The sequence below is a fragment of the Nocardia beijingensis NBRC 16342 genome, from assembly GCF_001612785.1.
Taxonomy (GTDB): Bacteria; Actinomycetota; Actinomycetes; order Mycobacteriales; family Mycobacteriaceae; genus Nocardia; species Nocardia beijingensis.
This window is the reverse complement of the sequence record NZ_BDBC01000010.1, coordinates 55259-79437: the sequence shown is the minus strand read 5'-3', so window position 1 is coordinate 79437 and position 24179 is coordinate 55259. Positions and strand designations below refer to the sequence as shown.

Here is a 24179-nt window from a genome sequence, read left to right as displayed (position 1 = left end):
GTAGGCTCGTCGAGGTGGGCGGCGAGCGTTATCCGGCGAAAAGTACGGGTACCCGACGGGCGGGCCCGGCGATGTCGCGTGACCGGGACCCGACCGAGCGTGGGAGGTGACAGACCAGCCCGCCCCTGAGCGAGCGTTGCGAGGGCACTCGCGCAGAGCGCCCTGGTGAGCGTTAGCTCACAGTTGGGGGCGGGAAACGTGAGTAATTCGTCGGATCATGGCATCGTTGATCTACGAGACCAGGGCATCTCGATAACACCTACCTGGCTCGTCTACAGAAAGTATGAAATGGCTCAAGGCATTGTGAAGTGGTTCAACAGCGAGAAGGGCTTCGGCTTCATCGCACAAGACGGCGGAGGGCCCGACGTCTTCGTGCACTACTCGGCTGTGAGCGGCGCGGGTTTCCGGTCCCTCGATGAGGGGCAGCGCGTGGAGTTCGAGATCGGCCAGGGACAGAAGGGTCCGCAGGCCCAGGACGTCCGCGTTCTCTGATCGCGACTTGACTTTCGAAAGGCCCCGCACCGGGACGGTGCGGGGCCTTTCCGTTTGTATGGGGCGCGCTCACGACTCCTGGCGGGTGAAGGTCACATGGGTGACGGCGGGGGAGTGCGTCACCGAGGCCACCTGGTAGCCCGGCAGCGTGCCGAGTTCGTCGTAGAGACGCTCGCCCGCGCCGAGCAGGATCGGCACGACGGCCAGGTGCAGCTCGTCCACCAAACCGGATCGCAGGAACTGGCGCACCGTGGCGCAACCGCCGCCCAAACGGACGTCCCGGCCGTTCGCCGCCTCGAACGCGCGGCGCAGCACCGCCTCGGGCGTCTCGTCCACGAAGTGGAAGGTCGTGCCGCCGTCCATCTCGAACGACGGGCGTGGGTGGTGCGTCAGCACGAAGACATCGTGGTGGTACGGCGGATTGTCGCCCCACCAACCCGTCCATTCGTGATCCGGCCATGCCCCGCGAACCGGGCCGAACATATTGCGTCCCATGATGGTCGCACCGACGCCGCGATCGCCCGCTGCCAGGAATTCGTCGTCCACGCCGGGTTGGTTCGTGGCCTCCGGATTGGCAAAGGGGGTCGCGAAGACCCATTCGTGCAGGCGCGTCCCGCCTTCGCCCAGCGGGTGGTCCGGCCCTTGGTTCGGACCGGCGACGTAGCCGTCCAGTGAGATCGCCAGGTTGTGTACACGCAACTTCGGCATGGTCCGCTCGCTTCCCTAAGTGATTGCAATCCGCAATCGGTTGTTGGGCAGCGTACGGCCTGCTGGTTGTATATTGCAAGCAGTAGTTGTCGACGACGGGAGTGCCAGGATGCGCGAGGAGGGACGTTCGGGATGCCCGATCAACGCGACGATCGAGGTGATCGGCGATCGCTGGACGCTGCTCGTGCTGCGTGACGTGATGTTCGGCGATCGGCGGCACTTCCGCGAACTGCTCGCCGGATCGGAAGAGGGCATCGCCTCCAACATCCTGTCCGACCGGCTCAAGCGCCTGGTGGCGGCCGGGCTGCTCAGCCGCGCGGACACCAGGCCCGGCCAGAAGGCCGAATACCGGCTCACCGAACCGGCCATCCAACTCGTGCCGATCATGGCGCAGCTCGGCGCGTGGGGTCTGCGGCACCGCCCCACCACCAGGCGTCTCCGGGTGCGGGCCGAATTGCTGGAGGCGGGTGGTCCGAGCCTGTGGGCGGAGTTCATGGACGAATTGCGCGAGAGCCATCTCGGCATACCGCGCCCGGACCCGGATCGGCCGACCGCCACACAGCGACTCGTTCAGGCTTACGCCGACGCGGTTGCCGAGGACGACCGGGAAGTCGTCTCGTAGTCGTCGGCCAGTGCCTCCGCTCGGAAGAATTCCGCCGTGATGGCACGGGCGCGGGTGAGATCGCGCCCCGTGGACTTGACGAATATGTCGGCGGCACAAGCGAATTCATCGGAAATGAATGCCGTGATCGGTGCTGGGGCCGCCGCGCTGCCCATTTCGCGGGTCCGCGACTTCAGGTCGGTCAGCTCGGCCACCGCCGCCGACAGGTCGGCGGGCAGATCGCACTGCCGCAGCAGCGTCGGCAGATGCATCGGCGCCACCGCCGCCGAGGGATGTTCGCGCAGCCAGCGCAGCGCCATCGCCGGGCGCAGCGCGTAGAACACCTTCTTCAGCGATCCCGTGCGCTCGAACAGCGCCCACTGCTTGGCGCCCAGGTGCAGATAGTGCCTGCCGACCCGGTTACGGTCGGCGACCTCGTCGGCCAGCGCGCGCAATCGGTCGCGGAACCCCGGGTCTCCGCGATACACGATCGGCGACATCAGCCACTCGATCAGCACGGCGTTGCCGCCCACCAGCAACCGCAAGGCCTTGGCCAGATCCCAGCCGTTCACGTCCAGCAGGCCCGCCAGCGGCGTCTCCACCACGTCGCGGGTGCGCCAGGGGGACAGGTAGGTGTCCAGCGCGGCGACATAGACGAACCGGCAGTCGTAGTCCGAATCGGGGGACGGGAATCCCCAAGCGCGGCTGCCGCTCTCGATGGCCAATCGGATCGACACCCGGTGCTCCCGCTCGACCCGGGACAGCTCACGGTCGATCGACCCGACCACCGCCGGGTCCATCGAATCCGGTATCGCGCGTAGAGACATGGACGCGATGGTAGGTGGACGAACGCAGTTGGCGCAGCCGCATTTTCGTCGCTCAGGGCCTGCGTGCGCTCCCGAGCGCGGCGACGAATCCGGCCATGATCGCCAGCGCCCCGCCCAGCCACGTGGCGGCGGCGACGCCCAGTGCGTCGGCCGCCAGGCCGCCGCTAAGCGACCCCAGCGCGATGGCGGCATTGAAAACACCCGCGAAGAGGGCGGACGCGCCTTCCTTCGCGTGCGGCGACGCGGCGAAGACCCAGCTCTGCGTGCTCACGGAGACGCCGCCGTAGGACACGCCCCACACGATCATCAGCGCGACGGCCCACGGGAGCGAGACGCCCAGCACGGGTAGGGCGATCGCGGCCGCGGCGAGAACCGAGCCGATCGTGATCAGGGTCTTGCGCGGCGCCCGTGCCGCCGCGGCTCCCGCCCCGAAATTGCCCGCGACACCCGCGATCCCATAGATCAGCAGCAGCGCGCCGATTGTTTCCGCCTCGACGCCGGTCGCTTCCTCGAGCAGCGGCCGCACGTAGGTGTAGGCGGCGAAGTGGCCGGTGACCAGGAACGCGACCACGAGCAGGGCGACCCGCAGGCCCGGTTGCCACGTCAGCCGCAACACTCCGCGCAACGCCAAGGCTTCCGTCGCGGGCAGACGCGGCAGCAAGACCGCCACGGCCACGAGCACCACTACTGCCAGGCAGGCCGCGGCCAGGAACGCGATCCGCCACCCGGCGAGCGCGCCGAGGAACGTCCCCGCGGGAATGCCGAGCACCGAGGCGACGGCGACGCCGGAGAAGACCAGCGAGGTCGCGGCGGTGACCGAGCGCGCGGGCACCAGCCGGGCCGCCAGGCTCGCCGCGATCGCCCACACCCCGCCCATGCCGACGCCGACCAGCACCCGCGCCCCGATCAGCACGCCGAAGCTCGGCGCCGCGGCCGCACCGAGATTGCCGAGCGCGAGCACCGCCAGCAAGCCGCACAGCACCACCTTGCGCTCGACTCGGCGCACAGCGGCGGTGACCAAAGGCGCCGACAGCGCGGCGACCAGACCCGTCACCGTCAACGCGAGCCCGGCGCGGCCTTCGCTCACCCGCAGCGCCGAGCCGATCGGAGTGAGCAGGCCGACCGGCAGCATCTCGGCGGTGACCACCGTGAACGTGCCCGCTGTCACCGCGCCGACCCCCAGCCACCCGCGTAGCGCCGAAACCGATTGCGACGCATCGACTTCCCGAACCTGTGTCATGCCGTCCAGCCAACGGCTCGCGGCGGCGGGAAACAACGGCGAAGGTCTCATAGTTCTATGAGCTGGACTCATCGACCGTGGAAGGGAAGCTGATGGGTGGGCTGGAGGTCCGCGAGCTGGAGGCGTTTCTCGCGCTCGCCGAGGAACTGCACTTCGGGAGGGCCGGCGCCCGGCTGTTTGTGTCACAGAGCCGGGTGAGTCAGCTGTTGCGAGCGCTGGAGCGCCGCATCGGCGGACAACTCGTGGAGCGGACCAGCCGCACCGTCCGGTTGACCCCGCTCGGTGCGGATTTCCTCGCCGAACTCCGGCCCGCCTACGCGGCGCTGCGCGCGACGGTCGACGACGCCCGCGCCGCCGCCCGCGGTGCGCGCGGAAGCCTGCGCATCGGATTCCAAGGCGCGGGCAACGATCACCTGATGGCCGCGGTCGAGTTGTTCCAGCAGTGGCACCCGGACTGCGCGACCGAGCTGGTCGAGATACCGCTCAGTGATCCGTTCGGCGCGGTGCGGCGCGGCGAGGTCGACGCCGCCGTCGTGCTGCTGCCGATGGGCGAGGACGATCTCGTGCTCGGCTCGGTGTTCGCGGGGCAGCGGCAGACGCTCGCCCTGTCCAGTTCCCATCCGCTCGCGAGCCGGGCGGAACTATCGGTGGAGGAACTCACCGCTGTCGCGTTGATCGGCGTGCGCGCGCCCGCGCCGGAGTACTGGCGCAGGGCGCAAGCGCTGGACGTGACGCCCGGCGGGCGAAGAGTGCGCTCCGGTCCTGAGGTCGGCACCTTGGAGGAAGGCCTCGCCGCCGTGGCGGCCGGGCGCGGGGCGATGCTGCTGTGTCATCCCACCGCGGATTCCCATCGCCGACGGCCGGTGTCCTTCGTGCCGGTCACCGGGATCGGTGAGTCGCGCCTCGGGCTGGTGTGGCACCGGTATCGCGAGACCCCGCGGGTACGTGCGTTCTCCCGGGCTGTCGCTGCCACGAAGCCCGCGGAGGATGTGCGATCGGTCACCGTGGGGGTCTCGTGACCATCCGTCGCCGCGGTGTCCCGGGAAGTGGCGAATAGGCCCGCCCATGTGGCGGAAAGTATTTCTCGGGTGCCGCCACAACGTGTTCTAACTTATTCGCAGTATCTATTGTGAGATATTTGGAGCCACGGCTCAGACTGCTTTGTTGCCCCGATGTCCGCAGGGGTGCGAGATTCGTCCAAATTTTCTATGGGACGCGCCTTCGCATTTCTGATCCGCACTGGAAATCGATAGGTCCGTTCGACGGCCTGACCTGGACAAATGACCTGATACGCAGCTCCTCGCACGTCGCCGAAGTGCCGTCGACCACATTATATTTGCTTTGTGGTTTAGATCACTAAATAGGCGAATTCTGTAACTGTCGGTGAGCGGGTCTCGACATGCCCCGTGTCAGCCAGTTCGACTGGATTAGTTTCGAGGAAGAGGTATTTCCATGATCCCCGTTATCATCGACACCGGTAGCGCTGCCCTGAACGGTCTTTTCGACACTCTCGGCGCCGCGCTGCACGGTCTGGTCGACACCCTGTGGACGGGTTCCTTCGGCGGCCGCTGACCGACGTAACGGTCGAAAGGGTCGACCGGGTCGCACGCCGACCTACGGCGTGACCGAGCGGGCCCCCGCACCCGATGGTGTGGGGGCCCGCCGCTGTGTCGCCGACCGGCCTGACGCCGCAAGTCCGAGGCCGACGGTGTGCTGCGACCTCGGTGGTCGGGGTCGGCCACGCACCGCGGCGCCGGTGGTCGGGGTCAGCCGAGTGCCGCGACGCCGACGGGCGGAATCGGCCGCGGGCCGCGGCGCCGGAGTACTGGATCGACCGGCCACCACGACGCCGGAGTGCTGGATCAACCGTGCGCCGCGACGGCGGAGATCCGGGTGAGTTCCGCCGCGAGCCGGGCCGGGTGGGTCAGTTGCGGGTAGTGGCCCGCACCCTCGATCGAAACCCGTTCCCGCGCGGTCGCACCGGTGACCGGGTCGGCGGAACCGGCGATGATCCGCACCGGCACCTCGACTGTTTCCAGCAGAGCCCGAAGCTCTTCGCGCCGCGCGGAGGCACTCGCCTCCCGTAGCGCGGCGACCGTTCGGCCCGCGACACCCCGCCTGCGCAGATTCGCCGCCGCACTCGCGATCGCGTCGCTCTCGGGCACGCCGAGCCGTTGCGCCAGTGCCGCCGCCGAGATCCGGCGCATCGCGGCGGTCGCGAGTGGCGAGCGCAGCAGCCGTCCCGACCGCGGCTGCAAGAACGCGGGCGCGACCAGCGTCACGCCGGAGATCTTTTCGGGATGCCGCGCCGCGTACCGCAGCACCGGGCCGCAGCCGAGCGAGTGGCCGACCAGAACGGGACGCGAGTGCACGGAAGCGAGCAATTTCGGCAGCACCGCGTCGCGATCCCCTGGTGCCGAACGTCCGAGGCCGGGCAGGTCCGCGACCAGGCTGGGCCCGTCCAGTTCCGCGCGCACCGCGTTCCAGGACTCGCCGTCCAGCGGAAGGCCGTGCAGGAGAACGTAAGCGGGGCGTGCGCGTTCACCGCTCACCCAGACGCCGTCGGTGAAACCGGCGGTCGGGTCGTCGGCCGCCGCGCCGAACCGCGTGGCCACCAGATGGTCGGCCCATCCGAGCAAGGTGGCTTCCGTCGGCGGCATGGTGAGCCCGGCGCGGCGCGCCACCTCCCGCGCCGCCGAGGTGTCGTAGCGGTCGTCGGCGATGAAGCTCAGCGTCTCCGGATCGGCGCCGGTCAGGGCGGTAGGGAGCTTCGAGATGACGCCGACCGGGATCGACAACCGCGGTGCGCGGACGCCGAGGTGACCCGCCAGCAGCCGGATCAGTTCGGGCAGCACCGGAGTTCGGTCGTCGAGAACCGTGTAGGACCGGCCCGCCGTGTCGGGCAGTGCGGGCAGGCTGATCAAGAAATCCGTGAAGTAGTCCAGATCGACGATCGGCACGAAGGTGTCGGGGCCGCCGGGGAGAGCCGGGAGCCGCCCGTTCCACAGCTCCTCGACGACGCTCGCCAGTCCGATGTATTGGCCGGGGCCGATCACACTGCTCGGGTTCGCGACGGTCAGTGCGACGCCCAGTTCGGCCGCCCGGCGGCGCAGCAGCGGATCTGATTCGAACTTCGACGCGCCGTACGCGCCGTTCTCGTAGTGCTGCTCCTCGGATTCCTCGACGGTGATCCGGTATCCGGTGATGTGCACGACGCGTCGCAGCTCGGGGAGGGCGGCGGACCATTCCAGCACCCGCAGCGCCCCGGTCACATTCACCGCGTACGCGTCCTCGGCTGCGAGCCCGAAGGCGAAGCGGGCGGCGCAGTTGTACACGTCGCGAACGCCGGACGGATCGAAGTCTGCGGGCAGGCCGAGGTCCGGCGCGGTCACGTCGCAAGGAAGGATCTCCAGCCCGCGCTCGTCCACGCCCTGTCTGCGCAACCACCCGATGAGCCGTTCCTCGCTGCCCGCCCGCAGCGCGGCGGTGACGGAATGCCCGTGCTGGAGCAGGCGGGCGACGGCGTTGCGGCCGAGGAATCCGGCGGCTCCGAAGACGATGCTGTCGGACATGTCAATCTCCTTACTAGACCGGTCTACATATTTTGTGGATATAAGAAAATCGTTGCCGGAGCGGCGGATTCGAGGGCTCAGATCATGGCGCGCAGGGTGCGTTCGACCCGTTCCAGAGGTTCACGGCTGCGCTGCGCACGGGCCAGCAGCAGTGCGCCCTCGACCATCGCGAGCACCGCGGCCGCCAGATCGTCCGCGTCGTCGCGGCCATCGGCGCGCAGCCTGATGCGCAGCGCCTGCTCCCATGCCGCGTACGCGGCGGCGCACTCGGACTGAATGGGATCGTTCGCCGCCGCCACATCGAGCGCGACGGTGGCGACCGGGCAGCCCTGCTGCCAGCCGGATGCTTCCAGCCGGTCGCCGAACGCTCGCAGCAGCCTGCTCGCGGCCGCGGCGGCGTCGCCCGGCTCGATCGTGTCGATCAGCGCCGTGATCTCCTTGCCCGCCTGGGCGATCGCCGCCGCGACCAGTTCGTCCTTGCCGCCGGGGAAGTGGAAATACAGTGACCCGCGCGGCGCGCCGCTGGCCGCCAGGATCTGGTTCAGCCCCGCGCCGTAGTAGCCGTGCCGCTCCACCAGTGTGCGCGCCGCGTCGACGAGTTTGCCGCGAGTCTCGGTGCCTTTGACGCCCATGTAGTGACTGTAGACCGGTCTTCATATTTTTGCCAGCGCCGGGACTGACGACGGCCGCCTACCAGGTGGTAGCCGGGTCGGAAATCGCGCGCACTAAGCTGGTCGGCGGTAATTGCCGACCCCATCCCCAGGAGTACTCCACGTGAGCCAAGCAGGCCGTCCTGTAGTTCTGATCGCCGACAAGCTCGCCCAGTCGACCGTCGACGCGCTCGGTGACGGTGTCGAGGTCCGGTGGGTCGACGGACCGGACCGCCCGGCCCTGCTGGCCGCGGTGCCCGAGGCCGACGCCCTGCTGGTGCGGTCGGCGACCACGGTCGACGCCGAGGTCTTGGAGGCCGGGAAGAACCTGAAGATCGTCGCCCGCGCCGGCGTCGGCCTGGACAACGTCGACGTGCCCGCCGCCACCGAGCGCGGCGTCATGGTCGTGAACGCCCCGACCTCCAACATCCACACCGCCGCCGAGCACGCCGTCACCCTGCTGCTCGCGGCCGCCCGCCAGATCCCCGCCGCCGACGCGACCCTGCGCGAGCGCACCTGGCAGCGCAGCAAGTTCAACGGCGTCGAGATCTTCGACAAGACCGTCGGCGTCATCGGCCTCGGCCGTATCGGCCAGCTGTTCGCCGCGCGCCTGGCCGCCTTCGAAACGAAGATCGTCGCCTACGACCCCTACGTGTCGCCCGCGCGTGCCGCGCAGCTGGGCATCGAGCTGCTCAGCCTGGACGAGCTGCTCGAGCGCGCCGACCTGATCTCGATCCACCTGCCGAAGACCCCGGAGACCAAGGGCCTCATCGGCAAGGAGGCCATCGCCAAGACCAAGCCCGGCGTGATCATCGTCAACGCCGCCCGCGGCGGCCTGGTCGACGAGGCCGCCCTGGCCGAGGCCATCAAGTCCGGCCACGTGCGCGCCGCGGGCCTGGACGTGTTCGAGACCGAGCCGTGCACCGACAGCCCGCTGTTCGATCTGCCGCAGGTCGTGGTGACCCCGCACCTGGGCGCCTCCACCTCCGAGGCGCAGGACCGCGCGGGCACCGACGTCGCCAAGTCGGTGCTGCTGGCGCTGGCCGGTGAGTTCGTGCCCGGCGCGGTGAACGTCACCGGTGGCGCCGTCGGCGAAGAGGTCGCCCCCTGGCTGGACATCGTCCGCAAGCAGGGCGCCCTGCTCGGCGCGCTGTCCAACGAGCTGCCGGTCAGCGTGGAGGTGCAGGTGCGCGGCGAGCTGGCCGCGCAGGAGGTCGGCGTGCTGGAGTTGTCCGCGCTGCGCGGCATCTTCTCTGCGCTGGTCGAGGACCAGGTCACCTTCGTCAACGCGCCCGCGCTGGCCAAGGAGCGGGGCATCACCGCCGAGGTCACCACGGCCTCGGAGAGCCCGAGCCACCGCAGCGTCGTCGACCTGCGCGCCGTGTTCGGCGACGGCAGCACCCTGAACGTGGCGGGCACGCTGACCGAGCCGCAGCTGGTGGAGAAGATCGTCAACATCAACGGCCGCAACTACGACATGCGCGCCGAGGGCCTCAACCTGGCCATCCTGAACTACGAGGACCGTCCCGGCGCGCTGGGCAAGATCGGCACCAAGCTCGGCGAGGCCGAGGTCGACATCCTGGCCGCGCAGCTGACCCAGGACGTCGACAAGGAAGGCGCCACCGTGGTGCTGCGCGTGGCCCGCGAAGTGCCCGCCGGTGTGCAGGACGCGATCGCCGAGGCCGTCGGCGCTGCCAAGGTCGTCCAGGTCGACCTGTCCTGATCCATCCGGGGCGTTGCGTCCCGGTACCCCGCGGAATCGGCGCCGCGCACGAAGCACTCGTGCGCGGCGCCGGTCTCTTCACCTGCGTGCGGAGCCGCGTCGTCCGCGCGCCCGGTGCTCGGCGATCCGGCCGCGCCGAGTAGCGTGACGGTGCTGCGGTCACCCGGCCGGAATGTCGCGCGCACGCCGACGGTCGCCTCCCGGCCGCACGGTGCGGCGGCCGCGACCGGCAATATCGAACGGAGCATTTGTCATGAAACTTGCTGTCATCCCGGGCGACGGGATCGGGCCCGAGGTCATCGCCGAGGCGCTGAAGGTGCTCGACGCCGTCGTGCCCGGTGTCCAGAAGACCGAGTACGACCTCGGTGCGCGCCGCTACCACGCGACCGGCGAGATCCTGCCGGACTCGGTGCTGCCCGAGCTGAAGCAGCACGACGCGATCCTGCTCGGTGCGATCGGCGACCCGTCGGTGCCGAGCGGTGTGCTCGAACGCGGCCTGTTGCTGCGCACCCGGTTCGCGCTGGACCACCACGTGAACCTGCGGCCGTCCAAGCTCTTCCCCGGCGTGACCAGCCCGCTGGCGGGCAACCCCGACATCGACTTCGTCGTCGTGCGCGAGGGCACCGAGGGCCCCTACACCGGCACCGGCGGCGCGATCCGCGTCGGCACCCCGCACGAGGTGGCCACCGAGGTCAGCACCAACACCCGCTTCGGCATCGAGCGCGTGGTGCGCTACGCCTTCGCCAAGGCGCAGGCCCGGCGCAAGCACCTGACGCTGGTGCACAAGAACAACGTGCTCACCTTCGCCGGCTCGCTCTGGCAGCGCACCGTGGACGAGGTCGCGGCCGAGTTCCCTGATGTCACAACGGCTTACCAGCACATCGACGCGGCGACCATCCACATGGTCAACGATCCGGGCCGGTTCGACGTGATCGTCACCGACAACCTCTTCGGCGACATCATCACCGATCTGGCCGCCGCCGTGAGCGGTGGCATCGGCCTGGCCGCCAGCGGCAACATCGACGCGTCCGGCGCCAACCCGAGCATGTTCGAGCCGGTGCACGGCAGCGCCCCAGACATCGCGGGCCAGTCCAAGGCCGACCCGACCGCGGCGATCCTCTCGGTCGCCCTGCTGCTCAACCACCTCGGCGACACCGAGGCGGCCGCGCGCGTCGAGTCGGCGGTCGCGAAGGATCTCGAGTCGCGCTCCGGCGCCGCGTCGACCGTGGAGATCGGCGACCGCATCGCGGCCACCCTCTGACCGTCGCGTAGGAAGGTCCCGCTCCCGCCCGAGAGGAACGGGGCCTTCCCGCGTTCACGCGTCACAAGCACTGCATGTGCTGGCTCCGGCGGGACTCCGCTGGAGTGGGCCGATTTCGCGGGCGGCTTCGTCGATCATCCGAGGCGATCGGGGACACTGCCGACGCGTCGGATAGGGCCGCATACCGCACGCCCCGGCCCCGTGGGGCCTGCTATGCGCCGACCGACAGGGGCCGCTCGGCCCGCCCCTAGGTCCGGTGATCCGCGCGAACCGCTGCCTTGCCCGGAGGCGGGCAATAGTTCGGTGCGCGAAACCCCAGCTGGGTCGGGCTCGGTCGGACCATGACGGCAGCTTCCGCCGGAATGTAACGGGGACGCCGCTCAGCAGAGCGGCGGGTATCGCCGCCTACCGTGCGACTCCGGCGTGGTTCGGTAAGCCAGTGCTGTGCCACCGGGTTCCGGTGGCACAGCGACAGGGCGGTTGATATCGGCCGCGCCGACCTGGAAAAGTAGTGCGGCTCTTTTCTCGGGGCCGGCAAGCGGCCGATGCGCGAACCTAGGCCGGGTCCCGGGGAACCAGCGGCACTGCCGCGACCGCCGCGACCGCGGCGAGCAGGAATGCCGCGGGGAAGCCGCTCGCGGTGATCAGCGCGCCGAACACCGGCGGGACCGCGGCCATGGCCAGGTTCTGCCCGGTGTTCTGGACGCCGAGACCTCGGCCGCTCCAGTACGGCCCCGCGATCTCGGCGACCGCGGTGAAGGCCAAGCCGTTGTCGGAGACGGTGATGACGGACGCGGCGATCAGCAGCGGGATGGCGGCCCACCACCAGTGGGTCGACGCGGTCAGCGCCAGCGCGGCCATCGACAGCACGGCGGCGACGGCCACCGTGCGCAGCGGGCCCATCCGGCTGCCGACCCGGTCCGACCACGCGCCCGCGCCGATGCGGCCCAGCGCGCCGAGGATCTGCGTGACGGTCACCAGCGCACCGGCGGCGGCCAGCGACCAGCCGACGTCACGGTGCAACCACAGCAGTGCGAACGTCCACACGGTGCCCTGCGGGACGACGAGCAGCACCGAGACCAGATGGATGCGCCACAGCGTCGCGTTGTCGCGATAGGGATTGGCGCGCAACGCCGGATCGGCGGCGGCCCGGTCAGGACGCGGTGGGTCGACGATGCCCGCCAGGCAACCCAAGGCCGCCACCCCCGCCATCAGGGCGGGAACGAGAATGGCCGCGGGCACGCCGTGGGCGGAGGCGACGGCCGGAATCGCCAGCGCGCCGACGCCGACGCCCAGTGGCTGCGCGGTCTGCCGGATGCCCATCGCCAGCCCGCGCCGCTGCGGCGGGAACCAGCCGACGATCACCCGGCCGCTGGCGCCGTTGGTGCTGGCCGCGCCTACGCCGCCGAGGAACAGCAGCGCGCCGAGCGCTATGTCGTTCGTCGTGGTCGCCGCGGCGCACCCGGCCGCCAGCATCAGCAGCGGGCCGCCGACCAGCACTTTGCGTTCGCCGATCCGGTCGACCAGATAGCCCCACGCGATCAGGGTGCACACCAGGCCGACGGTGGGCATCGCCACCAGCAGACCTGCCGTCGCCAGCGGCATGCCGCGGTCGGTCAGCGCGGGCAGCAGGAACGGAACGCCGTGGATGAAAACCGCGCTGGAGGCCTGGGCGAACACGCCGAGACCGAGCATGGACCAGCGCCGAACCTCGTCGATCTGCGTAACGGTCGCCATCGGCCTCACCTCGAAATCTCATTATTTGGTACGACATTCCCACTTGGTGAACTTCGCTGCTCACGGTACACCCGGTGGCGGCTCGATTCGGCGGTTGCGGCTGTCGAACTGCTCACAGGCGCGCCGACGCCGGATCGGGCCGGAATCCGTACCACCCGGTCGGGCGCGTTCGGGCAGGTGGCGGCGGGTCGATAGACTCCGGGAATGCGTCTAGGTCGAGTTGCCAGTCCCGATGGAGTCGCCTTCGTCAGCATCGAAGGCGACGGAAGCGACAGCGTGGCCAAGGAGATCGCGGAACACCCGTTCGGCACACCGACGTTCACCGGGCGGAGCTGGCCGCTGGCCGACGTGCGGCTGCTCGCGCCGATCCTGGCCAGCAAGGTGGTCTGCATCGGCAAGAACTACGCCGCCCACGCCGCCGAAATGGGCGGTCCCGCGCCCGCGGACCCGGTGATCTTCCTCAAGCCGAACACCGCGATCGTGGGGCCGAACGCCCCGATCATCCTGCCGCCCAGCTCATCTCAGGTCGACTACGAAGGAGAGCTGGCGATCGTCATCGGCCGTCCCTGCAAGGACGTGCCCGCGGCCCGCGCGCTGGACGTGGTGCTGGGCTACACCGCCGCCAACGACGTCACCGCCCGCGACCAGCAGCGCCACGACGGCCAGTGGACCAGGGGCAAGGGCTACGACACCTTCTGCCCGCTCGGCCCGTGGATCGAAACGTCTTTGGATCCCTCGGATCTGGAGATCGTCACCGAGCTCGACGGCGAAGTGCGCCAGCGCAGCCGCACTTCGCTTCTGCTGCACGACATTCCGAAGCTCATCGAGTGGATCACCACCGTGATGACGCTGCTGCCCGGTGACGTCATCCTCACCGGCACTCCCGAGGGCGTCGGCCCGATGCGCGAGGGCCAGCAGGTGTCGGTGACCGTCGAAGGCATCGGAACCCTCACCAATCCCGTTGCCGCCAAACGCTGATCGAAAGAGAGCCATGACTGAAGTACGGGTCCGATTCTGCCCGTCACCGACCGGCACACCGCACGTCGGCCTGATCCGGACGGCGCTGTTCAACTGGGCCTACGCCCGCCACCACGGTGGCACATTCGTCTTTCGAATCGAAGACACCGATGCCGCACGGGATTCCGAGGAATCCTACCTGGCGATAATCGACGCGCTGCGCTGGCTCGGCCTCACTTGGGACGAGGGCCCCGAGGTCGGCGGGCCTTACGCGCCATATCGCCAGTCGCAGCGGAAAGAACTGCACGAGGACATTGTTCGGCGTTTGCTGGAGGCGGGCGAGGCATACGAATCGTTCTCCACGCCGGAGGAAGTCGAGGCCCGCCATCGCGCCGCGGGACGCGACCCGAAGCTCGGTTACGACAACTACGATCGGGACCTGACCCCCGAACAGATCGAGGCCTACCGGGCCGAGGGCCGCCCCGCCGTGGTCCGGCTGCGGATGCCGGCCGAAGACCTGTCCTGGCACGATCTGGTGCGCGGGGAGACCGTCTTCAAGGCGGGCAGCGTCCCGGACTTCGCGCTCACCCGAGGCAACGGCCAGCCGCTGTACACGCTGGTCAACCCGGTCGACGACGCGCTGATGCGGATCACCCACGTGCTGCGCGGCGAGGACCTGCTCTCCTCGACCCCGCGCCAGCTCGCCCTGTACGCCGCGCTGCGCAGGATCGGGGTCGCCGATTTCACTCCCGAGTTCGGTCACCTGCCGTTCGTGATGGGTCAGGGCAACAAGAAGTTGTCCAAGCGTGATCCGGAGTCGAATCTGTTCGCCCATCGCGACCGCGGGTTCATCCCCGAGGGTTTGCTGAATTATCTCGCGCTACTCGGCTGGGGCCTGTCCGAGGACCGTGACGTGTTCTCCATGGCGGAGATGGTCGCGGCCTTCGACATTTCGAAAGTGAATTCGAATCCGGCCCGTTTCGACCAGAAGAAGGCGGACGCGCTCAATGCTGAGCACATCCGATTGCTGGCACCGGGTGATTTTGCCCACCGACTGCGGGAGTATCTCACCGGACAGGGCCATATCGGCGCCGAAATCGATGAGAAGGTGTTCGCCGCGGCGGCGGAACTCGTGCAGACCAGGATTGTCGTGTTGTCCGACGCTTGGGAGCTCTTGCGTTTCTTGTTCGCGCCCGCGGAAGAGTTCGCGATCGACCCCGCCGCCGGAGCCAAGAATCTGGGTCCCGACGCGACCGAGGTATTGCAAGCCGCTATTACCGCGGTGGAACCGCTGACCGAGTGGACCACCGAGGCGATCGAAACGGCGCTGAAAAAGGCGCTGATCGATGATCTCGGGCTGAAACCGCGCAAAGCCTTCGCCCCGGTGCGGGTCGCGGTCACCGGATCGCATATCAGCCCCCCGCTGTACGAGTCCCTGGAACTGCTCGGTCGCGGCGTCACCTTGGACCGGCTGCGCGCGGCGCTGGACTGGCGGGAGGCGGCCCAGACCGGCTCCGAAGCCTGAAAATATGGCTTTGACCAGGCGATTTGTAGTTGACCCGTAGCCGTTTGGTACTCTTCTTCTCGGCCCGGAACACGGTCTCGAGTCACCCAGACGCGAGGCGGAAAGACCTGGTCATTGGGGTATGGTGTAATTGGCAACACAGCTGATTCTGGTTCAGCCATTCTAGGTTCGAGTCCTGGTACCCCAGCGGAGAGTGTTGTACGACTTCGGTTCGCGGCCGAAATCACTCAGCACCTGGCGATTTGGTCGCCGGGCCTCGGCCAGATAAGCTAGCCGAGCCTCCTGATCGAAAGATCAACCATGGCGCTCCTCGCGACAGCGAGAAGCAGTCCTGGCCCCGTCGTCTAGCGGCCTAGGACGCCGCCCTCTCAAGGCGGTAGCGCGGGTTCGAATCCCGTCGGGGCTACACGAGTGGAAGGCCCATGCTCATGGAGCATGGGCCTTTCTCGTTTCGCAGTGTTTTGTGGGGGTGCAACCCCCACACCCCGCCCGGAGGGCTTCGCCCCCGGACCCCCCGGCGAGGGCTTCGCCCCGCCTGGCGGTGGTGGTCCGGTGCGGTTGTCGGGTGCGGATCTGGACGTTGCCCGCATGGGGGCGCCCCCTACGAGAGTTCGCCTTCGCCTCGACGGCTAGCGGTCATCGGCTGTACTGCCTGCTGTGTGTCGTATCTCACCCAGGGGCTCCGCTCCGGTGTGCCCCAGGCCGAACGCGCCACCGCCAGGTGACGCCGGGCGCGGTGGGTTCGACGGCCGGCCCCGCTGCGACGGCGGCGGTGCGGCGCATTCGGGTTGTGCGGAGGAGTCGGTGTCGCTGGCCACGATCCGGAAGCGTCGGCCCCCTGCGGGGTGTGCGTACCGCCCTCGGTTCCGCTCGCCGAGGTGAGATGGCCCCCTGACTGACGCGGTCGCGGGGGAGCGGCAAAAGAAAGGCCCTCCAGCGACCTTGCTGGAGGGCCTTCGCCGACTGTGCGGACTATCCGCTCTTGCGCCGGAATTCCCGCTTGTGGCCGACCGCGGACTGCGCCGCGGACGCCTTCGACCGTCCGTCGAGGTGGTCGGCCGCGCGGGCGTTCTGCTGGTTCTTGCGCTCCAGTGCTTCCCGGAACTTGCGCTTCACCTCGTCGGCGCCGGTGGCCTTACCAGAATCCGCCATCGCTGCTCCTCGTCGTCGCGGCCGCGCGGCGCGTCCTTGCGGGCGGCGCTGCCCGGCCGATTGCTGTCGAACACCCGACGCTAGCCCGTGCGGGTGGTTGTGTCAGTTGGTTTTCGGGCGCGTCGCGCTACCCGGGCACGCTCGGTCAGTCCAGCGGCTGTGCGGTGGTGCCGCCGAGCGGCATCGCCGGGAGTCCGAGTTTGCGGTGGTCCCAGCTGCGCGTGCGTTCGGGCACCACGCGCACGGCGACCCGCTTGTGCAGCATGGCCTCCACCATCGGCCGCAGTTCCTCGCTGTAGGGGCCGGTGTAGCGCTCCCACACGCTCACGCCGACGGCGAAGAGTTTCTCGGCGTCATCGACGATCTCGGCGCGGCCCTCGATCGACACGCCCCTGAGCTGGTCGTAGGTGTCGCCCGCCTCGATCATGCAGGTGACCCGGGGATCGCGGCGCAAGTTCACCGCCTTTTGCGATTTCGCTTTGGTCTCGAACCAGATCTCGCCGTCGATCAGCGCGTACCACATGGCGGTCAGGTGCGGCGTGCCCTTCGGGCCGATGGTTGCCAGCGTCGCGATCCGGCTGCGCCGCAGGAACTCGGTGATCTCGGTGTCGGACATCACGATCTGTGCCCGTTGGTTGACTCCCATGGGCCAACTCTAGAGAGTTCGTACTGAAACGTGTTACAGGCGCTTGTGCAGGGCCTCGGCCGCCGCGACCAGATCCGCCGCCCACCGGGCGCCCGGCCTGCGGCCCATCCGATCGATCGGTCCCGACACCGACACCGCCGCGATCACCGTGCCTCCGGCGTCGCGCACCGGCGCCGAGACGCTGGCCACGCCCGCGGCGCGCTCGGCCGCGCTCTGGGCCCACCCGCGCTTGCGCACCTCGGCCAGCGCGCGTTCGCCGAACACCGCGTCGGCCAGGATGGTGCGCTGCAGCTCCGGGTCGGCCCACGCCAGCAGTACTTTGGCCGCGGAGCCCGCGGTGAGCGGCAGCCGCGCCCCGATCGGTACGGTGTCGCGCAGTCCGACGGGGGGTTCCAGCGCCGCGACGCAGACGCGGGCATTGCCGTCGCGGCAGTACAGCTGGACGCTCTCCCCGGTGATCTCGCGCAGCCGGGGGAGAATGGCCGACGCCGCGTCGAGCAACGGGTCGTTGGCGCTGGTCGCGAGCTCGGCGAGAGCCGGGCCCGGCCGCCAGGTGCCGTTGCTGTCGCGCGCGAGCAGACGGTGCACTTCCAAGCCGACGGCGAGACGGTGTGCGGTGGCGCGGGGTAGGCCGGTGCGCGCGCACAGCTCGTTGAGACCCGAGGGATGCTCGGCTACGGCGTACAGGACCGCCACTGCTTTGTCGAGGACGCCGATGCCGCTATGCTGTCTCATAGAACGATACTAGCGTCTCGGATGTTGAGAAATCCACCTTCGCGGATTACCTCTCTCGGCGTTCGGACCAGGCGCAGCTATCCCAACTTGTGCAACCGTCGCCGCATCGGAGTCCAGATCGCGGAAACGGCTGCTTCGTCCGAAAGGTGATCGACAATGGCCGAACCGCGCACGCTGGCCGAGAAGGTATGGGACCAGCATGTCGTCGCTCGCGGGGAGGGCGAGGGTGCCTCGCGCGAACCGGACCTGATCTACATCGACCTGCATCTCGTCCACGAGGTGACCAGCCCGCAGGCCTTCGACGGGCTGCGCGCGGCGGGCAGGCCGGTGCGGCGGCCCGATCTCACGATCGCGACCGAGGACCACAACGTCCCGACGATCGACATCGACAAGCCGATCGCCGACCCGATTTCGCGCACCCAGGTGGAGACGCTGCGGCGCAACTGCGCGGAATTCGGTGTGCGGCTGCACCCGATGGGCGACCTGGATCAGGGCATCGTGCACGTGGTCGGGCCGCAGCTCGGCCTGACCCAGCCGGGCATGACCGTGGTGTGCGGCGACAGCCACACCTCGACGCACGGCGCGTTCGGCGCGCTGGCGATGGGCATCGGCACCTCCGAGGTCGAGCATGTGCTTGCCACCCAGACCCTCTCGCTGCGCCCGTTCAAGACGATGGCGATCACGGTGGACGGCGTCATGCCCCCCGGCGTGACGAGCAAGGACCTGATCCTGGCCGTCATCGCGAAGATCGGCACCGGCGGCGGCCAGGGCTACGTCCTGGAGTACCGCGGCGAGGCCATCAGGGCCATGTCGATGGAGGCCCGAATGACGATCTGCAACATGTCCATCGAAGCGGGCGCGCGGGCCGGCATGATCGCGCCGGACGAGACCACCTACGAATTCCTCAAAGGACGGCCGCACGCGCCGCAGGGAGCCGACTGGGACGCCGCGGTGGCCGCCTGGGAGGCGCTGAAGACCGACGAGGGTGCCGTTTTCGACGCCGAGGTGCACATCGACGCCTCCGCGCTGACCCCGTTCGTCACTTGGGGCACCAATCCGGGGCAGGGCGCCCCGCTGGGCGAGGCGGTGCCCGACCCCGCCGCCATCGCCGACGAGGTGGCCAGGGAGTCGGCGGAGAAAGCTCTGCGTTACATGGACTTGGAGCCGGGTACTCCGCTTCGACAAGTGCCGATCGACACCGTATTCGTCGGCTCGTGCACCAACGGACGCATTGAAGATTTGCGTGCGGTGGCCGGGATTTTGAAGGGACGACATGTCGCCGACGGGGTGCGAATGCTGGTTGTACCGGGGTCGATGCGGGTTCGCGCACAGGCGGAAAAAGAAGGACTCGGGGAGATTTTCACCGCGGCCGGCGCCGAATGGCGGCAAGCGGGCTGCTCAATGTGCCTGGGAATGAATCCGGACCAGCTCGAGCCGGGTCAGCGTTGCGCGTCGACTTCGAACCGCAACTTCGAGGGCAGGCAGGGCAAAGGCGGCCGTACGCACCTCGTTTCTCCCCTCGTGGCGGCCGCGACGGCGGTCCGCGGAACACTGTCGTCGCCTGCGGATCTGGACTGACCGCCCCCGATTCCCTCAATCAAACCCAGGAGATTCGTTATGGAAGCCTTCACTGTGCACAAGGGCATCGGGGTGCCGCTGCGCCGCTCCAATGTCGATACCGATCAGATCATCCCGGCGGTCTACCTCAAGCGGGTGACGCGGACCGGATTCGAGGACGGCTTGTTCGCCGCATGGCGGACCGATCCCGACTTCATTCTGAACACCCCGCCATACAACAGGGGTAGTGTCTTGGTGGCGGGTCCGGATTTCGGTACCGGATCGTCGCGTGAGCACGCTGTTTGGGCGCTGTCGGACTACGGCTTTCGGGTGGTCATCTCATCCCGGTTCGCCGACATCTTCCGCGGCAATGCGGGCAAGGGCGGTCTGGTCGCCGCTCAGATGTCACAGAACGATGTCGAAATGCTCTGGAAGTTGCTCGAGGAACAGCCCGGCTTGGAATTGGTTGTGGACCTCGAGGCGCGCACGGTGACGGCCGCAACCGTCGTGTTGCCGTTCGATATTGATGACTACACCAGGTGGCGTCTGCTGGAGGGATTGGATGACATCGGGCTGACGCTGCGCCGGGAGGACGCGATCGCCCGGTTCGAAAAGGCAAGGCCAACATGGAAACCCACTACCCTGCCAGCACATATTTCGCAGACGTAATCACCCCCGCCGGTTAGCTGGGCAGCCGGAGTTGTGGTAGCTGGACGTGTGCTAAACCACATGAATTTTGGCGTGGCACATAGACTCTTGCCCAAAGTGGGTTTACCGTGGTACCTAGTCGGTCCGACGACGGGCCATTAGTCTGCGGAGGATTCAATGAACAAGGCGGAACTGATCGACGTTCTGACCGAAAAGTTGGGTACGGACAGGCGCACGGCCACCGCGGCAGTCGAGCATGTGGTCGACACCATCGTGCGCGCGGTGCACAAGGGTCAGAGCGTCACCATCACCGGTTTCGGTGTGTTCGAACAGCGTAAGCGTGCGGCTCGCGTCGCACGGAACCCGCGTACCGGCGAAACGGTGAAGGTCAAGCCCACTTCGGTGCCCGCGTTCCGCCCCGGAGCCCAGTTCAAGGCGGTGATCGCGGGTAAGCAGAAACTGGCCGCGACCGGGCCCGCCGTCAAGCGCGGGGTGAATGCGCCGGTGTCGGCGAAGAAGGCGGCGGCCAAGAAGACGGCGGCCAAGAAAACCGCCGCCAAGAAGTCGACGCCGACCAAGGCGCCCGCCAAGACCACGGCCCGCAAGGCCGCCGCCAAGGCCCCGGCGAAGAGCACCGCGCGCAAGACGACCGCCACCAAGACCGCTGCGAAGAAGGCGCCCGCGAAGAAGACCGCGGTCGCGAAGAAGGCTCCGGCCAAGAAGACGGCCACCAAGGCCACGGCGGCCAAGAAGACCACCACCACCGCCGCCAAGAAGACCACCGCGAAGAAGACGGCGGCCAAGAAGGCCCCGGCTCGCGGCACCCGCTGATCTCGAGCCACCGCCGGATCGGCGCTGAATGCGTGGCCCCACGACCGGGCCCATTCGCCTCAACGTCGAGACGGCCCCGGGAGACACCCGGGGCCGTTTTCGGCTGTCCGCCTACCGGCATCGCACGGCCGTGGACGCCGATCGGCGCCCGCCGACCCGCGCGGTGACGCGGAGGCTGCCGGTCTAATCCGACCGCACCACGTAGGCTGACAGCGATCGATCCAGATGGTCGGCGGCCACCAGGCGATGGTCGACGAACGACAGCACCCACACACTGCCCTTGCGATTGCGCGCCGACGGCAGCGCGATCCCGTCGCGTTCGGCCAGCCATCCCAGCAGATCGGGGATCACTTTGCCCTGACTGCAGACCACGCGAATGGCGTTGTCCGACACCAGGGCTCGAAAGCGCTCCCGGGCCTCGTCCGGGTTTTCGGCGTACCCGTTTTCGGAAAGCAAAGGCTCCTCGGTGATTTCGACACCGAGCTTCTCCGCCAGCGGCGCCACGGACTGCACGCAACGCAGCGGGGGAGCCGAGTAGACCTCGGATGCGCCGAATGCCAACAGATTCGACGTGAGCGCCTGCGCCTGCGCCTCGCCGTCGCGGTCGAGCGGACGCTGGTCGTCCGGACCGTTGAAGCGGTCCCTGCGGCCCGCTTTGGCATGCCGGACCAACAGCAGGGTGTCGGTGCGCGCAGGCAGCCGGGTGAAGGCGCGCACCACCTGCCGATCCATCGGATACGACAGCTGGTCCATCACCCGATCCAGCGGATGCCAGCTGAGTGCGTCCACCTCGGAGTTGACCGTGAATTCCCCGCCCACCTGTTCGGCGGCCCAGTAGTCGACCCGCTTCAGCTTGCGATGACCGGGGATCGGGTAGGTCACATGGCCGAGGTAGCGGCCGAGCCTGCTGTCCAACCCCGTTTCCTCGCGGACCTCACGGACCGCGGCCAGCACCGGGGTCTCACCCGGGTCGAGTTTGCCCTTCGGCAGCGACCAGTCCTCGTACTTGGGACGGTGGACGAGTGCGATCTCGATCGCACCCGCGGACGATTCACGCCACAGCACCGCTCCCGCGGCGTGGATGTTGGCGGTGACGCGGGGATCCCAGAACGGGCCCCCCTCCTGTTCGAACCCCGTTTTGGCGTTCACTGCTGATCTGGCCTCCGCAGCCGCATCAAGAACTCCTGATGATCTCTGATCTTGTCCCCGTCGCCGGAGGTGCCCGGCGACGCCCGCCACGTGCCGTCGGGTTGCAGCACCCAGCAGCGCGTGGTCGGCGACAGGGCCGAGTCGAAGACCCCGCCGAGTTGTTCGGTCAACCGCGGATCCTTCACCTGCACCATCACCTCGACCCGGCGATCGAGGTTGCGGTGCATCATGTCGGCGCTGCCGATCCAGTACTGGTCCTGCGCCTGGAAGTGCATGATGCGGGAATGCTCGAGGAACCGGCCGAGGATGGAGCGCACCTCGATGTTCTCGCTCATACCCGCCACGCCGGGGCGCAGACCGCAGATGCCGCGCACCACGATCTGCACCGGCACGCCCGCCTGCGAGGCCCGGTACAGCGCGTCGATGACCTCTTCGTCGACGATGGCGTTGGCCTTCATCCGGATCCGGGCGTCCTGCCCCTGACCCGCCAGCTCGGTCTCGCGCTGGATGCGCTCGATGATGCCGGAGCGCACGCTGTGCGGGGCGACGAGCAGATTGCGGTAGTTCTCCTTGCGTGAGTAACCGGTCAGCGAATTGAACAGGTCGGTCAGATCGGCGCCGATATCCGGTGCGGCGGTGAGCAATCCGACGTCCTCGTAGAGACGGGCGGTCTTCGGGTTGTAGTTGCCGGTGCCGATGTGGCAGTAACGCCGGATGGTGGCTCCCTCGCGACGGACCACCAGGCAGGTCTTGCAGTGGGTCTTCAGGCCGATGAGGCCGTACACCACGTGTACGCCCGCCTGTTCCAGCGCGCGGGCCCACTTGATGTTGGCCTGCTCGTCGAAGCGGGCCTTGATCTCGACCAGGGCGACGACCTGCTTGCCCGCCTCGGCGGCGTCGATGAGCGCGTTGACGATCGGGGAGTCGCCGGAGGTGCGGTAGAGCGTCTGCTTGATGGCGAGCACCTGCGGGTCGGCGGCGGCCTGTTCGATGAACCGCTGCACGCTGGTGGAGAACGAGTCGTACGGATGGTGCACCAGCACATCGCCCTCACGCAGCGCGGCGAAGACGTTGCGCGGCGTCTCGCGCTCGCCGAACGCGGGCGGGGTCGCCGGAACGTACGGAGTGTCCTTCAGGTTCGGCCGGTCGACGCCGTACACCTGCCACAGGCAGGACAGGTCGAGCAGGCCGGGCACCTGGATGACGTCGCCCGGGTCGACGTCCAGCTCCCGCAGCAGCAGATCGAGCATGTGCTCGGTCATGTCGTCGGACACTTCCAGGCGCACCGGCGAACCGAACCGCCGCCGCGCCAGCTCCCGCTCCAGCGCTTGGAGCAGGTCCTCATCGCGATCCTCGTCGACCTCGAAATCCGCGTTGCGGGTGATCCGGAACGAGTGGTGCTCGACCACGTCCATGCCGGGGAACAGCAGGTCCAAGTGCGCGGCGATGAGCGCTTCCATCGGCAGGAACGCGGCGATCGGGGAGCCGGAATCGGTGCGCCGCACGCGGACGAACCGGTCGACGTTGTCGGGAACCTTGACGCGGGCGAAGTGTTCGCCGCCGGTCGCGGAATCCTTGACCGTCACCGCAAGGTTGAGACTCAGTCCGCTGATGTAGGGGAAGGGGTGCGCCGGATCGACCGCGAGCGGGGTGAGGACCGGGAAGACCTGATCCTGGAAGTAGCCGGACAGGCGCTGGCGTTCGTCCTCGTCCAGGTCGTTCCAGTCGATGATCGCGATGCCCTCGGCGGTCAGCGCGGGCAGCACGCTGTCGAGGAAGACGCGGGCGTGCCGCACCGCGATCTCCTGGGTGCGCGTGGCGATCAATTCCAACTGCTCGCCGGGGGAGCGGCCGTCGGCCGAGCGCACCAGCAGGCCGGTCTCGGCTCGGCGTTTCAGCCCGGCCACCCGCACCATGTAGAACTCGTCCAGATTCGACGCGAAGATCGCCAGAAACTTCGCACGCTCCAGCAACGGCAGCGACTCGTCCTCGGCGAGGGCGAGCACGCGGGCGTTGAAGTCGAGCCAGCTCAATTCGCGATTGAGGTAGCGATCGCGTGGCAACCGCGCCGCCGACACGTCGGCGGACAGGGGTGTCGCCGCCGGGGGTGGCGTGGGAAGCAACGGCTGCTGCTTGACGGTTTCCGTATCGCTCACGCCAACGATCAT

21 protein-coding genes and 2 tRNA genes are annotated in these 24179 nt (G+C 68.6%); 12 read left to right on the top strand and 11 right to left on the bottom strand.

Annotated features, from left to right (window positions below; genetic code table 11):
* The first annotated feature begins 288 nt into the window (after positions 1–288).
* Positions 289–492, top strand: coding sequence for a cold-shock protein (locus tag NB3_RS05655; RefSeq protein WP_054814460.1), 204 nt, complete (start codon positions 289–291; stop codon positions 490–492).
* Between the two features lie 69 nt (positions 493–561).
* Here NB3_RS05655 and NB3_RS05650 read toward each other — a convergent pair whose 3' ends face one another.
* Positions 562–1200, bottom strand: a complete 639-nt coding sequence (locus NB3_RS05650) for a dihydrofolate reductase family protein (RefSeq protein ID WP_067797527.1) — start codon at positions 1198–1200, stop codon at positions 562–564.
* Positions 1201–1309: 109 nt separating this feature from the next.
* Here NB3_RS05650 and NB3_RS05645 point away from each other — a divergent pair, with 109 nt between their 5' ends.
* On the top strand, positions 1310–1822 hold the full coding sequence (locus tag NB3_RS05645; RefSeq protein WP_067797524.1) for a winged helix-turn-helix transcriptional regulator: 513 nt from the start codon (positions 1310–1312) through the stop codon (positions 1820–1822).
* Here NB3_RS05645 and NB3_RS05640 read toward each other — a convergent pair.
* Positions 1777–2628 carry a nucleotidyltransferase domain-containing protein gene (locus tag NB3_RS05640; protein WP_067797521.1) on the bottom strand — a complete coding sequence of 284 codons (852 nt, stop codon included), beginning with the start codon at positions 2626–2628 and terminating at the stop codon, positions 1777–1779. The two genes, NB3_RS05645 and NB3_RS05640, sit on opposite strands and share 46 nt — an antisense overlap.
* 52 nt (positions 2629–2680) lie before the next feature.
* The gene (locus NB3_RS05635) at positions 2681–3868 is read right to left on the bottom strand and encodes an MFS transporter (protein ID WP_067798413.1); all 1188 of its coding nucleotides are present in this window, start codon (positions 3866–3868) and stop codon (positions 2681–2683) included.
* Between the two features lie 77 nt (positions 3869–3945).
* On the opposite strand from NB3_RS05635, the gene NB3_RS05630 reads away from it, so the two are divergent.
* Positions 3946–4887 carry a LysR family transcriptional regulator gene (locus tag NB3_RS05630; RefSeq protein ID WP_244891779.1) on the top strand — a complete coding sequence of 314 codons (942 nt, stop codon included), beginning with the start codon at positions 3946–3948 and terminating at the stop codon, positions 4885–4887.
* A gap of 843 nt (positions 4888–5730) precedes the next feature.
* Here the strand turns inward: NB3_RS05630 and NB3_RS05625 are convergent.
* Together NB3_RS05625 and NB3_RS05620 are read right to left on the bottom strand one after the other, a co-directional pair.
* The gene (locus NB3_RS05625; RefSeq protein ID WP_067797518.1) at positions 5731–7440 is read right to left on the bottom strand and encodes an alpha/beta fold hydrolase; all 1710 of its coding nucleotides are present in this window, start codon (positions 7438–7440) and stop codon (positions 5731–5733) included.
* Positions 7441–7517: 77 nt separating this feature from the next.
* Complete coding sequence (locus NB3_RS05620) at positions 7518–8072, bottom strand: TetR/AcrR family transcriptional regulator (RefSeq protein WP_067797515.1); 555 nt, start codon at positions 8070–8072, stop codon at positions 7518–7520.
* Between the two features lie 142 nt (positions 8073–8214).
* Between NB3_RS05620 and serA the strand changes: the two genes are divergently transcribed.
* Positions 8215–9813: a phosphoglycerate dehydrogenase gene (gene serA, locus NB3_RS05615; RefSeq protein ID WP_067797512.1), complete on the top strand. Its 1599-nt coding sequence runs from the start codon at positions 8215–8217 to the stop codon at positions 9811–9813.
* A gap of 253 nt (positions 9814–10066) precedes the next feature.
* Entirely contained in the window at positions 10067–11074 is a 1008-nt protein-coding gene (locus NB3_RS05610) for a 3-isopropylmalate dehydrogenase (RefSeq protein ID WP_067797509.1), read from the top strand.
* Positions 11075–11629: 555 nt separating this feature from the next.
* Here NB3_RS05610 and NB3_RS05605 read toward each other — a convergent pair.
* Complete coding sequence (locus tag NB3_RS05605; RefSeq protein WP_067797507.1) at positions 11630–12811, bottom strand: MFS transporter; 1182 nt, start codon at positions 12809–12811, stop codon at positions 11630–11632.
* Between the two features lie 204 nt (positions 12812–13015).
* On the opposite strand from NB3_RS05605, the gene NB3_RS05600 reads away from it, so the two are divergent.
* The 4 genes from NB3_RS05600 to NB3_RS05585 all read left to right on the top strand — a co-directional run bounded on the left by NB3_RS05600 (position 13016) and on the right by NB3_RS05585 (position 15699).
* Positions 13016–13789: a fumarylacetoacetate hydrolase family protein gene (locus NB3_RS05600; RefSeq protein ID WP_067797504.1), complete on the top strand. Its 774-nt coding sequence runs from the start codon at positions 13016–13018 to the stop codon at positions 13787–13789.
* Positions 13790–13802: 13 nt separating this feature from the next.
* The gene (gene gltX / locus NB3_RS05595) at positions 13803–15293 is read left to right on the top strand and encodes a glutamate--tRNA ligase (RefSeq protein WP_067797501.1); all 1491 of its coding nucleotides are present in this window, start codon (positions 13803–13805) and stop codon (positions 15291–15293) included.
* A 115-nt stretch (positions 15294–15408) separates the two neighbouring features.
* A tRNA-Gln gene (locus NB3_RS05590) sits at positions 15409–15480 on the top strand.
* Between the two features lie 146 nt (positions 15481–15626).
* Positions 15627–15699: transfer RNA gene (locus NB3_RS05585), tRNA-Glu, on the top strand.
* Between the two features lie 566 nt (positions 15700–16265).
* Here the strand turns inward: NB3_RS05585 and NB3_RS05580 are convergent.
* The 3 genes from NB3_RS05580 to NB3_RS05570 all read right to left on the bottom strand — a co-directional run bounded on the left by NB3_RS05580 (position 16266) and on the right by NB3_RS05570 (position 17826).
* Positions 16266–16445, bottom strand: a complete 180-nt coding sequence (locus NB3_RS05580) for a DUF5302 domain-containing protein (RefSeq protein ID WP_067797498.1) — start codon at positions 16443–16445, stop codon at positions 16266–16268.
* Positions 16446–16590: 145 nt separating this feature from the next.
* The gene (locus NB3_RS05575; protein ID WP_067797494.1) at positions 16591–17091 is read right to left on the bottom strand and encodes a pyridoxamine 5'-phosphate oxidase family protein; all 501 of its coding nucleotides are present in this window, start codon (positions 17089–17091) and stop codon (positions 16591–16593) included.
* A 33-nt stretch (positions 17092–17124) separates the two neighbouring features.
* Positions 17125–17826, bottom strand: a complete 702-nt coding sequence (locus NB3_RS05570) for an IclR family transcriptional regulator (protein ID WP_067797491.1) — start codon at positions 17824–17826, stop codon at positions 17125–17127.
* 156 nt (positions 17827–17982) lie between these two features.
* Between NB3_RS05570 and leuC the strand changes: the two genes are divergently transcribed.
* The 3 genes from leuC (at position 17983) to NB3_RS05555 (ending at position 20862) form a co-directional block, all read left to right on the top strand.
* Positions 17983–19404 (top strand): 3-isopropylmalate dehydratase large subunit, encoded by a 1422-nt coding sequence (gene leuC, locus NB3_RS05565; protein WP_067797489.1) that lies wholly within the window; start codon positions 17983–17985, stop codon positions 19402–19404.
* 39 nt (positions 19405–19443) lie between these two features.
* A complete protein-coding gene (gene leuD, locus NB3_RS05560; protein WP_067797486.1) occupies positions 19444–20052 on the top strand; it encodes a 3-isopropylmalate dehydratase small subunit in 609 nt (202 codons plus the stop codon).
* A gap of 156 nt (positions 20053–20208) precedes the next feature.
* Entirely contained in the window at positions 20209–20862 is a 654-nt protein-coding gene (locus NB3_RS05555; protein WP_067797483.1) for an HU family DNA-binding protein, read from the top strand.
* Positions 20863–21045: 183 nt separating this feature from the next.
* Here NB3_RS05555 and NB3_RS05550 read toward each other — a convergent pair whose 3' ends face one another.
* Together NB3_RS05550 and NB3_RS05545 are read right to left on the bottom strand one after the other, a co-directional pair.
* Positions 21046–22011, bottom strand: coding sequence for an NUDIX hydrolase (locus NB3_RS05550; protein ID WP_067797481.1), 966 nt, complete (start codon positions 22009–22011; stop codon positions 21046–21048).
* A complete protein-coding gene (locus tag NB3_RS05545) occupies positions 22008–24179 on the bottom strand; it encodes an RNA degradosome polyphosphate kinase (protein ID WP_067797478.1) in 2172 nt (723 codons plus the stop codon). Before NB3_RS05545 ends, NB3_RS05550 begins: the two co-directional genes overlap by 4 nt.

Excerpts from the sequence above, each read along its gene's own strand:
- NB3_RS05620 (WP_067797515.1), bottom strand. The coding sequence starts at position 8,072 with ATGGGCGTCAAAGGCACCGAGACTCGCGGCAAACTCGTCGACGCGGCG.
- NB3_RS05555 (WP_067797483.1), top strand. The coding sequence starts at position 20,209 with ATGAACAAGGCGGAACTGATCGACGTTCTGACCGAAAAGTTGGGTACG.
- NB3_RS05625 (WP_067797518.1), bottom strand. The coding sequence starts at position 7,440 with ATGTCCGACAGCATCGTCTTCGGAGCCGCCGGATTCCTCGGCCGCAAC.
- NB3_RS05600 (WP_067797504.1), top strand. The coding sequence starts at position 13,016 with ATGCGTCTAGGTCGAGTTGCCAGTCCCGATGGAGTCGCCTTCGTCAGC.
- leuC (WP_067797489.1), top strand. The coding sequence starts at position 17,983 with ATGGCCGAACCGCGCACGCTGGCCGAGAAGGTATGGGACCAGCATGTC.
- NB3_RS05580 (WP_067797498.1), bottom strand. The coding sequence starts at position 16,445 with ATGGCGGATTCTGGTAAGGCCACCGGCGCCGACGAGGTGAAGCGCAAG.
- gltX (WP_067797501.1), top strand. The coding sequence starts at position 13,803 with ATGACTGAAGTACGGGTCCGATTCTGCCCGTCACCGACCGGCACACCG.
- NB3_RS05545 (WP_067797478.1), bottom strand. The coding sequence starts at position 24,179 with ATGATCGTTGGCGTGAGCGATACGGAAACCGTCAAGCAGCAGCCGTTG.
- NB3_RS05650 (WP_067797527.1), bottom strand. The coding sequence starts at position 1,200 with ATGCCGAAGTTGCGTGTACACAACCTGGCGATCTCACTGGACGGCTAC.
- NB3_RS05640 (WP_067797521.1), bottom strand. The coding sequence starts at position 2,628 with ATGTCTCTACGCGCGATACCGGATTCGATGGACCCGGCGGTGGTCGGG.
- NB3_RS05610 (WP_067797509.1), top strand. The coding sequence starts at position 10,067 with ATGAAACTTGCTGTCATCCCGGGCGACGGGATCGGGCCCGAGGTCATC.
- NB3_RS05635 (WP_067798413.1), bottom strand. The coding sequence starts at position 3,868 with ATGACACAGGTTCGGGAAGTCGATGCGTCGCAATCGGTTTCGGCGCTA.
- leuD (WP_067797486.1), top strand. The coding sequence starts at position 19,444 with ATGGAAGCCTTCACTGTGCACAAGGGCATCGGGGTGCCGCTGCGCCGC.
- NB3_RS05655 (WP_054814460.1), top strand. The coding sequence starts at position 289 with ATGGCTCAAGGCATTGTGAAGTGGTTCAACAGCGAGAAGGGCTTCGGC.
- NB3_RS05575 (WP_067797494.1), bottom strand. The coding sequence starts at position 17,091 with ATGGGAGTCAACCAACGGGCACAGATCGTGATGTCCGACACCGAGATC.
- NB3_RS05605 (WP_067797507.1), bottom strand. The coding sequence starts at position 12,811 with ATGGCGACCGTTACGCAGATCGACGAGGTTCGGCGCTGGTCCATGCTC.
- NB3_RS05570 (WP_067797491.1), bottom strand. The coding sequence starts at position 17,826 with ATGAGACAGCATAGCGGCATCGGCGTCCTCGACAAAGCAGTGGCGGTC.
- NB3_RS05645 (WP_067797524.1), top strand. The coding sequence starts at position 1,310 with ATGCGCGAGGAGGGACGTTCGGGATGCCCGATCAACGCGACGATCGAG.